Origin of the sequence: uncultured Bacteroides sp. (assembly GCF_910578895.1) — a bacterium.
Classification (GTDB): domain Bacteria; phylum Bacteroidota; class Bacteroidia; order Bacteroidales; family Bacteroidaceae; genus Bacteroides.
In genome coordinates this window covers 66159-76342 of the sequence record NZ_CAJTSC010000009.1, presented here as the reverse complement: position 1 = coordinate 76342, position 10184 = coordinate 66159, and the positions used below count along the sequence as shown (strand labels likewise).

Sequence of the window (10184 nt, the reverse complement as noted above, 5' to 3'; positions counted from 1 at the left end):
ACGAATAGATCTTTCTTCCGCCATTTCTATTTTTTATTAGGCTTTTTCCCCGCCCGTCCGGGGGCGCCTGGCAGGAGCATGACAAGGCAATGAAGGAACTTTTTGCAGGGTTTTCACGCGGAAGTCCAAGAAAATGGTCATGAGGAAAAACTAAATACAATCAGTATGTGTTTATTATGTATATTTATTAAACGACATGAAAACGATTGTAAAGACATACTGGATTGGCATACTATTGATACTTACCTGTATTATTAGTGGAGAAACTGTATCCTTTGCTATCGGCAATGTAAATTTCTCCAAATCTTATAAGGTTTCTACTGCTATGTCTTCATGCTCGTTGGTTTCATCTGAAAAAAACAAGCAGGAAAGCTTAAGTTCCGAAGTTATCCAATATTCATGGATGACGGGTATTGGGGTGAGCGTTGAGCCTGTTTCTGAGGTTTGTTTTTCCATTCAACAACGTATACGCAGAGTAATAGGAGATAATGTATTTCTCAGAAATATATACCTGTTACTATCCAATCATGCAAATTTGCATAATCGGTTTAAACGATATTTCTCAGCTAAACCCCTACACTATACAGTGACGGGTAGCGATTACTACATCTATACGCTTCGGCGGATCTTGATTTAATTACTGATTTCTTTATTTCCTTATTTCCTTATTTCCTTATTTTTAATTTCCCCCTTCCCTTCTTTTTCCCTTTGAAAGGCAGTGAGAGTAGGTGACCTGTATGTGCTTTGTGATGAATGAGGTTGCAAGGATGAATTACGCCCTATTGGTCCGTAAGAGGGAAGTTATTCCTCTACGCTTTATGCTTAAAGTCAATTTTAATACTAACAATTAAACTTTTAATCATGAAAACAACTCAAGAAAAAACAGCCTCTTTTAAAGGCATTAAGTCCGCCGGTTGGGTAATTGTAATTTGTTTTATCATTGCCGTGCTTATTTTCAACTTCGTTCTTGGAAATCCTTCCAATTTTATGAACAATGATCCGAACAACCATCCATTGCCTGGAAACTTCCTGGGCACTATTTATAAAGGCGGATTTATTGTTCCGGTGATTCAGACCCTCTTGCTTACTGTTATTGCATTGAGCATTGAACGTTATATCGCTATTCGCGCTGCTTTCGGTAAAGGTTCTTTGGTGAAGTTTGTTGCCAATATCAAAGCTGCTTTGGCCGTAGGTGATATGAAGAAAGCGCAAGCAATATGTGATGCACAACGTGGTTCTGTGGCCAATGTGGTGAACGCTACTCTAAAGAAATATGCTGAAATGGAGAATGATGGCGAATTGACGAAAGACCAAAAATTGCTTGCCATCCAGAAAGAACTGGAAGAAGCCACCGCATTGGAGCTGCCTATGATGGAACAGAATTTGCCGATTATTGGTACCATTACTACTTTGGGTACATTGATGGGATTGTTGGGAACGGTTATCGGTATGATTCGTTCGTTTGCCGCTTTGGCTGCCGGAGGCAGTGCGGACTCTATGGCATTGTCGCAAGGTATTTCGGAGGCTTTGATTAATACGGCTTTCGGTATTTTGACCGGCGCCTTGGCTGTAATCTCTTATAATTATTATACCAATAAGATTGATAAGCTGACTTATAGCCTTGACGAAGTAGGTTTCTCTATTGTGCAGACCTTTGCCGCTACACATAAGTAGATTGGAAATTGGGACTTGAGGATTAAGGAAAGTTGCTTGACCGGCAATATCTTTCTTCTCTTACTCCTCAACGGTCACTTCCTGATTATTGTTTCTCAATTTTTAATTTGACAATTATGGGTAGAGCGAAAATGAAAAAGAAAAGTACGTTTATCGACATGACTGCCATGAGTGACGTAACCGTTTTGCTGCTTACTTTCTTCATGCTGACTTCTACGTTTGTGAAGAAAGAGCCGGTACAGGTCACCACTCCGGCATCTGTTTCCGAGATTAAGATACCGGAAACGAACGTACTTCAGATACTGATTGATCCGAATGGAAAAGTATTTATGAGTATGGACAAACAGTCCGATTTGCGCAATGTGCTGGAAGCTATGGGGCAAGAATACGGAGTAGCCTTTACTCCCGAGGAAACGAAGAACTTTATGCTGGCATCCACCTTCGGAGTGCCGATGAAGAGCATGAAGAAGTTTCTTGATTTGCCGCAAGACCGGCAAGACGCTGTGTTAAAGAATGAGGGAATCCCCACAGACAGTATCGACAATCAGTTCAAAGCGTGGGTACGCAATGCCCGCGCTGCGAATTCCGATTTGCGTATTGCCATCAAAGCGGATGCCAATACCCCTTATTCTGTAATCAAGAATGTTATGAATTCACTTCAGGATTTGAGAGAGAACCGGTATAACCTGATTACTTCCTTGAAGACTACCTCTGAAGAGTGAATAACGAGGAAGCAGGTAGACAAGAAGACAGGAGAAGCAACCTTTCCGTAGGAGCGTCAATTTACATGCTTCGTCAACTTGTCAACCGGATATCTCGTCAACTAAAAAAAGAATATTATGGCTGAAATACAAGAAAGCGGTAACAAGAAAGGTGGAAAAAGCAAGCAAAAAAAGATGACCGTTCGGGTGGATTTCACCCCAATGGTAGATATGAACATGCTGCTGATTACCTTTTTCATGCTGTGTACTTCATTGAGCAAACCTCAGACAATGGAGATAAGCATGCCGAGCAATGACAAAAGCATCACCGAAGAACAGCAGAGCAAAGTGAAAGCATCGCAGGCAATCACGCTGTTGCTGGGCGATGAGGATAAATTGTATTATTACGAAGGAGAGCCCGACTATAAAGACTATACCTCGTTGAAGGAGACTTCTTATCAGGCTGATGGTCTGCGTGCCATGCTCTTGCGACGTAATAGGACTGCTGTAGATAAGGTGAACAGACTGAAACAGCAGAAACTGGACCTTAAGATATCAGAAGATGATTTCCGCAAACAGCTTTCCGGCATAAAGAGCGGAAAGGATACACCGACGGTTATTATCAAGGCTACCGATACGGCCTCGTATAAAAATCTGATTGATGCCCTCGATGAAATGCAGATATGTAATATAGGTAAATATGTGATAGCAGACATCGCCGATGCCGACCGGTTCCTGATAAAGAACTATGAAAGCAAGGGGGAACTGTCGCAGGATATTGCCGAATAACGACACCTAAAAAATGGAAGAATATGGCTAAAGTAGATTTAAGTTCTTTGGAATGGTGTGACCTTATATTCAACGGTAAGAATAAAGCGTATGGTGCCTATAAGATGCGTGAGAACTCTCCACGCCGTCACAACATAGCTGTGATATTGGTGATAGTGATAGCCCTGATAGGGTTCAGTATCCCCACGTTGATAAAAATGGCTGCTCCAAAACAGAAGGAGATAATGACCGAGGTGACTACCCTGTCGCAACTGGAAGAGCCGGAGGTGAAACAGGAAGAGATGAAACGTGTGGAGCCGGTTGCTCCGCCTCCTCCGGCATTGAAAAGTTCCATCAAGTTCACTGCTCCGGTCATCAAGAAGGATGAAGAGGTGAGGGATGAGGATGAAATCAAGAGTCAGACCGAGCTGACGGAGACGAAAGTTGCCATCTCTATAGCCGATGTGAAAGGCAATGACGAAATCAATGGTAAGGATATCGCCGACCTGAAACAGGTGGTGGTGCAAGCTCCGGCTGAGGAGAAAGTGTTTGATATGGTAGAGCAGATGCCGACATTTCCCGGCGGAGCCGCTGAGCTGATGAAATACATCGCCGGTCATTTGCGATACCCCACGATTGCACAGGAAAACGGTGTGCAGGGACGGGTGATTTGCCAGTTTGTAGTTGGCAGCGACGGCAGTGTAAGGGACGCCAAAGTGGTAAAGACGCTGGATCCTTCTTGCGATAAGGAAGCCATACGCGTGATTATGTCTATGCCCAAATGGATACCCGGCAAGCAAAACGGCAAGGCGGTATCGGTGAAATACACCGTTCCCATTACCTTCAGGTTACAATAAATCGTGTGTGTCATGAAAATGCTGAGACAACTTCAATTTTCGGTTCTGATAATGATGTCGGTCTTGCTCTCCGCCTGCCGGCAGAAACCTAAGGACGGATTGACGGACACCTATACTTCCGGTGTCATAGCCATTGCCGCCGATGAGAGTTTCCGCCCGATTGTACAGGAAGAGATAGACGTGTTCGAAGGTTTGTTCCCTTTGGCGGGAATCGTACCCCGCTATGTGACGGAAGTGGAAGCGGTCAATCTCTTGCTCAAGGACAGTTTGCGGTTGGCAATCACCAGCCGCAGGCTGACTCCGGAGGAGAAGAAGTCTTTCAACAGCCGCAAATTCTTCCCGCAAGAGATAAAGATAGCGACCGACGGACTGGCATTAATCACCAACCGGAACAATCCGGACACCTTGATTAGTGTAAAACAGCTCCGTGGCATTCTTACCGGCGAGACCGGGCGATGGAAAGAACTCTACCCGGCATCTCGTTTGGGAGATATCCGTTTGGTATTCGACAACAAGAATTCCGGTACCGTACGTTTTGCAGTCGATTCCATTGTTAAGGGAGCACCGCTCTCAAAGCGGGTGAAGGCGTTGAAAACGAACAGGGAGGTCATTGATTACGTATCCCGTACGCCGGATGCAATGGGCATTATCGGAGTGAACTGGCTGAGCGACCGCAACGATACTACGCGGCTCTCTTTCAGTAAAGAGGTACGGGTGATGTCTGTCAGTGCTGCCGGTAAAGCTACGCCGGCAAACAGTTATAAACCTTATCAGGCATATTTGTTCTACGGAAACTATCCGTTGGTGCGTAGCATTTATGTTCTGTTGAACGATCCGCGGAGCGCACTCCCGTGGGGCTTTGCCTCTTTCCTCGCTTCCGACCGGGGACAGCGGATTATATTGAAGTCGGGATTGCTGCCCGCCACCCAACCGGTGCGTGTGGTAGATGTAAAAGATGAATAACCAAAAGCCTGTTTAAATTTTGTCCGGCATTCTTTTGACAGCTCTTTGCGGGGATGTTGTCCGGTTTTTATGAGGAGCATAGCGGGCTATGTGACGAATAGAAAGAGGAAAACAGACCGGAAAGGGATTTGGGAAGAAGCCGAAGAAAAACTTTCTGAAGAAAATTCAAACAGGCTCTAAAATGAATGGTGATATGAAACGTAAATTATTATTCTGTATGGGAGCGTTGCTGCTGTCGGTTACGCTTGCCGCACAAACGCCCGTGCCCGAGTGGCAGGCGGGTGTGGATAAAGTAAAAAGCCTGATAAAGACGAACCCCGGACAGGCTTCCGAGACAGCCGGAGAACTGTTGAAAGGGAAAAACAAGAAAAACGTGCCGCTCATTGTCGCCGTGGCGCGCGCTTATCTGGATGCCGGTGAGCCGGCAGAGGCGGAACATTACCTGGAAATAGCCCGGGAGACGGACAACAAGGATGCCGATGTGTCCGTACTGGAAGGGGACATTGCCCTTGCTGGGAAAGATGTGGGACGTGCCTGCCAACTCTATGAACAGGCCATCTATTTCAATCCTCATTGCAGGGAGGCTTATCTGAAATACGCCCAAGCCTATAAATCGGCGAGCCCTTCACAGGCCATCGATAAACTGCAACAATTAAAGTCGGTTATTCCCGACTGCCCGGAGGCGGATAGGGGACTTGCTGAGGTGTATTATGCCACCAACCGTTTCGATGAGGCAACCGAAACCTACGCCAGGTTCATAGATACCCCTGTTGCCACGGAGGATGATTTGCTGAAGTATGCTTTTGCGCTGTTCCTGAATCATGATTTCGAAAAATCGTTGGAGGTGGTTCGGAAAGGCTTGCAGAAGAACGGACGCCATGCGGCATTCAACCGCCTGGCTATGTATAACTATACCGACTTGAAACGTTATGCTGAAGCGGAGCAAGCCGCCGATGCTTTGTTCAATGCTTCGGACAATGCTGACTATTCGTATTTGGATTACCGTTATCACGGTGCTTTGCTGAGTGCTTTGAAAAAGTACGGTCCTGCCATCGAAGAATATGGCAAGGCGCTTGAGAAGGATAGCAGTCAGATTGATATCTGGCGTGAAATAGCCGAAACTTGCGAATTGAAGAATGACTATGCACAGGCGATTGCCGCCTATCGGAAGTATTATGATGCTTTGAACCCGGATAAAAAGACTCCCGAGAACCTGTTCCGGCTTGGCCGTCTCTATTACGGCGAGGGCGTATCCTCGGATACGCTCGCTGTCCGGTATGCCGATCGTGCGGCGGCATTGCAGATGGCGGACTCCCTGTTTGCGTTGGTCTCCCGGCAAGCTCCCGAAAGCTATTTGGGTGATATGTGGCGTGCACGTGCCAATTCTGCCATGGATCCGGAGACTACCGAGGGGCTGGCGAAACCTTATTATGAGAAGGTGATGGAAATGTTGTTGGCAAAGAACGAACCGAGGTATAACCCTGTCCTGATTGAGTGCTATAGCTACTTGGGATACTACTATCTGCTGAAGAGCGATTACGCGGCTTCAAAAGAGTATTGGAATAAGATTCTGGCTATTGACCCTGGCAATGCCACGGCACGAAAGGCATTGGATGGTATTAAATAGCGATGATTTTAGTTGTTTGTCGTTTCGAGGGGGGCGGAGAGTGATTCTTAGCTCCTCTCATTCTTTTACGTTACCCCGGTTTTCGGAGTGCCCCTTTTTTTCGTATGGTGCTTGTAAGGGTTATGCGGATAATCATTAAAAAGAAAAAAGACTGCTAATCAAGCAGTCTTTTCTTTAGTTGCGGAGGCCTGACTCGAACAGACGACCTTTGGGTTATGAGCCCAACGAGCTACCAACTGCTCCACTCCGCGATGTTTACGGATGCAAAGGTACGGCTTTTATTTGAATATGCAAATAAAAGCCGGTTTATTTTTTCATGATAGATGTGTCTGTATACGTAATGGGTTGATAAATAGCTTGATGTACCATAAAACTTTTCGAAACCTGTCTCATCATTCTTTAAAGAATTTCTTCATACTGTTTCTTTCGGGCCTTTTTCCGGTCTGTTGCCTTCTCTTTATTCACTATATGCGGGATGGGCTATTGGTTGTTACATTGGGGTAAACAAGAGGAGAAGAATAGGGATATAGGCGGGGAGAAGGCTGATGGAAAGATAATTGATTGCCTTGTTTGCGCGGGCGCAAAGTGAAGCCCCATCCGTTCGTTTCATGACAAAAAGGCGACAAAACCGCCTTTTTCCCTTACTCCCCTCCCTGCCGCTTTCTTCCGAAACAGGAGCATCGTGCATAAAGTGCGGATAGATATGCTCTGTTTTTCGATGGATATACGCTGTTTATGCAGTATCCGGACATTTCCGCCGTTGGATGCAAGTGTTTCCGGTGTTGGATACAGGTGTTTCAGCCGACAGACATTAATGCCGCTCGCGAGAGACATTAATGCCGCTCATGACAGACACTAATGTCCATCGCGAGCGGCATTGATATCCCTCGCCACAAGTGTCAATATCCGTGAAACGGGATGCCCGCACGCGGCATTTCCGGCGCTCTTTCCCGCTGGTTGGTTTGTAAACATTTCGCTATTCCGCTGACTGTCGGCAAGATAAGCGTTTTCCGTTCCGTTTTTTTCCGCCGGCAGCACGCAAGGACGGAAACAGCCGATTCTGCGGCAACGGGAAATACAAATTGTCAGAAGATACGGGCGGAATGACAAAAAGACAAAAAGGCCGAATGAAAGAGCCGTGCAATCAAGGCACGGCTCTTTCATTTACAGGAGTTGGAGGAGCCAAAAGGAGTTATCAGCCGCGAAGTCGGCTTGGTAGTTAAATCCGATACTTCTATAAGAACGTCATACACAAGCGTATCGGCTCCAACTCCTTTGGCTCCTGACGAAGCGATGCGAAGTGATAACTCCTCTAACTCCCTTAAATGAAACAGCCATGCCTTGATTGTTAATAAAATGTGCTTTTGTTTGTGATATATACGAAAATGTCTTATTTTTGCACAAATTATTAAGCAATGTGCAATTAGCCTATGGCCGTATCGAAGACAAGAGCTAAATTAGTGGATGTAGCCCGCCAGTTGTTTGCTAAAATGGGGGTTGAGAATACCACGATGAACGATATTGCCCTCGCTTCTAAGAAAGGTCGGAGAACGCTCTATACCTATTTTAAGAGCAAGGAAGATATTTATATGGCTGTTGTCGAGTCGGAATTGGATATGCTTTCGGATATGATGAAACGTGTGGCGGAGAAGGAGATATCGCCGGACGAGAAGCTGATTGAACTGATATACACGCGTTTGGATGCGGTGAAAGAGGCTGTATTCCGTAACGGTACGCTCCGTGCCAACTTTTTTCGCGACATTTGGCGGGTAGAAAAAGTGCGTAAGCGTTTCGATGCCAAAGAGATACTCTTGTTCAAGGAGGTGTTGTGCGAAGGGGTGGAGAAAGGTGTATTCCTGATTGATGATATCGATATGACTGCCGAACTGGTGCATTATTGCGTGAAGGGCATTGAAGTGCCCTATATCCGCGGGCATATCGGTGCAAAACTGGATGATGAGACCCGCGGCAGATATGTTGCCAATCTTGTGTTTGGCGCGTTGCGTAGAATATAAAAGAAACATTTAATCAATAATTTAAATAGTATGGGATTATTAAACGGAAAAACAGCTATTGTGACCGGAGCCGCTCGTGGCATCGGCAAGGCTATTGCTTTAAAGTTCGCTCAAGAAGGAGCTAATATAGCATTCACCGACTTGGTGATTGACGAAAATGCCGAAGCTACGGCAAAGGAAATAGAAGCGTTGGGCGTAAAGGCCAAAGCGTATGCTTCTAATGCTGCCAGCTTTGAGGATACTGCCAAGGTAGTGGAAGCTATCCATGCAGATTTCGGCCGCATTGATATCTTGGTGAACAATGCAGGCATCACACGCGATGGTCTGATGATGCGTATGACCGAGCAGCAATGGGACATGGTTATCAACGTGAACCTGAAATCCGCTTTCAACTTCATTCACGCTTGTACTCCGATTATGATGCGCCAGAAATCGGGCAGCATTATCAACATGGCGTCTGTGGTAGGTGTTCACGGCAATGCAGGCCAGGCAAACTATTCCGCTTCCAAAGCCGGTATGATTGCGTTGGCAAAATCTATCGCACAGGAACTGGGTTCTCGCGGCATCCGTGCCAATGCCATCGCTCCGGGCTTCATCATGACAGCCATGACGGATGCCTTGTCCGAAGAAGTTAAGGCAGAATGGTGCAAGAAGATTCCTTTGCGTCGTGGCGGTACGCCCGAGGACGTTGCCAACATTGCTACCTTCCTCGCTTCCGACATGTCTTCGTACGTATCGGGACAGGTAATCCAGGTAGATGGTGGTATGAATATGTAAATGGGAATTTTGAATTTTGAATTATGAATTTTGAATGTTAGGTTTGGGCTTCCGTCCATGTTGATAATTCATCATTCATTATTCAAAATTCATCATTCATAATTTAAAATTAAAATGACTGTCGTATACGAAGACAATCATATCATTATAGTCAACAAGACCGCTTCCGAGATAGTTCAGGGAGACAAAACGGGCGATACGCCGCTTTCGGAAACCGTAAAGCAGTATCTCAAGGAGAAATACCAAAAGCCCGGCAATGTCTTTATCGGTGTCACCCACCGCCTGGACCGCCCCGTAAGCGGTCTTGTTGTTTTTGCCAAAACCAGTAAGGCGCTCAGCCGTCTGAACGAGATGTTCAAGAACGGCGATGTGAAGAAAACCTATTGGGCAGTGGTGAAAAACCAGCCTCGCGAACCGGAGGGTGAACTGGTGAACTATTTGGTGCGTAATGAGAAACAGAACAAGAGTTATGCCTACGACAGGGAGGTGCCGAACAGCAAGAGGGCGATTTTGCATTACCGGCTCATAGCCAGGTCGCAGAACTATTACCTGCTTGAGATAGATTTGAAAACGGGGCGGCATCACCAGATACGCTGCCAGCTGGCAAAAATGGGGTGCCCCATCAAGGGAGATTTGAAGTACGGTTCGCCCCGTTCCAATCCTGACGGAAGCATTTGCCTGCATGCACGTTTCGTGCGCTTTGTGCATCCGGTGTCTAAGGAGCAGATAGAGGTGGAGGCTCCCGTCCCTGCGGGCAATTTATGGAATGGCTTTGAAATGATTTGATAATCTGTTAATAACA

10 protein-coding genes and 1 tRNA gene are annotated in these 10184 nt (G+C 46.1%); 9 read left to right on the top strand and 2 right to left on the bottom strand.

The features are described from left to right. Nucleotides 1-306: 306 nt before the first annotated feature. Nucleotides 307-456 carry a hypothetical protein gene (locus tag QZ327_RS03985; protein WP_294617316.1) on the bottom strand — a complete coding sequence of 50 codons (150 nt, stop codon included), beginning with the start codon at nt 454-456 and terminating at the stop codon, nt 307-309. Between the two features lie 405 nt (nt 457-861). On the opposite strand from QZ327_RS03985, the gene QZ327_RS03980 reads away from it, so the two are divergent. The 6 genes from QZ327_RS03980 to QZ327_RS03955 all read left to right on the top strand — a co-directional run bounded on the left by QZ327_RS03980 (nt 862) and on the right by QZ327_RS03955 (nt 6590). Further along, the gene (locus QZ327_RS03980; protein WP_294617314.1) at nt 862-1674 is read left to right on the top strand and encodes a MotA/TolQ/ExbB proton channel family protein; all 813 of its coding nucleotides are present in this window, start codon (nt 862-864) and stop codon (nt 1672-1674) included. A gap of 116 nt (nt 1675-1790) precedes the next feature. Further along, nucleotides 1791-2396 (top strand): biopolymer transporter ExbD, encoded by a 606-nt coding sequence (locus tag QZ327_RS03975; RefSeq protein ID WP_294617312.1) that lies wholly within the window; start codon nt 1791-1793, stop codon nt 2394-2396. 114 nt (nt 2397-2510) lie between these two features. Beyond that, nucleotides 2511-3164: a biopolymer transporter ExbD gene (locus tag QZ327_RS03970; RefSeq protein ID WP_294617324.1), complete on the top strand. Its 654-nt coding sequence runs from the start codon at nt 2511-2513 to the stop codon at nt 3162-3164. 23 nt (nt 3165-3187) lie between these two features. Next, nucleotides 3188-4000 carry an energy transducer TonB gene (locus QZ327_RS03965; protein ID WP_294617310.1) on the top strand — a complete coding sequence of 271 codons (813 nt, stop codon included), beginning with the start codon at nt 3188-3190 and terminating at the stop codon, nt 3998-4000. 12 nt (nt 4001-4012) lie between these two features. Further along, on the top strand, nt 4013-4963 hold the full coding sequence (locus QZ327_RS03960; protein WP_294617309.1) for a PstS family phosphate ABC transporter substrate-binding protein: 951 nt from the start codon (nt 4013-4015) through the stop codon (nt 4961-4963). A gap of 181 nt (nt 4964-5144) precedes the next feature. After that, nucleotides 5145-6590: a tetratricopeptide repeat protein gene (locus QZ327_RS03955; protein WP_294617307.1), complete on the top strand. Its 1446-nt coding sequence runs from the start codon at nt 5145-5147 to the stop codon at nt 6588-6590. A gap of 178 nt (nt 6591-6768) precedes the next feature. Here the strand turns inward: QZ327_RS03955 and QZ327_RS03950 are convergent. Beyond that, nucleotides 6769-6841: transfer RNA gene (locus tag QZ327_RS03950), tRNA-Met, on the bottom strand. A gap of 1179 nt (nt 6842-8020) precedes the next feature. On the opposite strand from QZ327_RS03950, the gene QZ327_RS03945 reads away from it, so the two are divergent. From QZ327_RS03945 to QZ327_RS03935, 3 genes are all read left to right on the top strand, one after another. Further along, the gene (locus tag QZ327_RS03945; protein ID WP_294617305.1) at nt 8021-8605 is read left to right on the top strand and encodes a TetR/AcrR family transcriptional regulator; all 585 of its coding nucleotides are present in this window, start codon (nt 8021-8023) and stop codon (nt 8603-8605) included. A gap of 30 nt (nt 8606-8635) precedes the next feature. After that, nucleotides 8636-9382, top strand: a complete 747-nt coding sequence (gene fabG / locus QZ327_RS03940) for a 3-oxoacyl-[acyl-carrier-protein] reductase (RefSeq protein ID WP_294617303.1) — start codon at nt 8636-8638, stop codon at nt 9380-9382. 114 nt (nt 9383-9496) lie between these two features. After that, entirely contained in the window at nt 9497-10168 is a 672-nt protein-coding gene (locus tag QZ327_RS03935) for an RluA family pseudouridine synthase (protein ID WP_294617301.1), read from the top strand. The last annotated feature ends 16 nt before the right edge of the window (nt 10169-10184 follow it).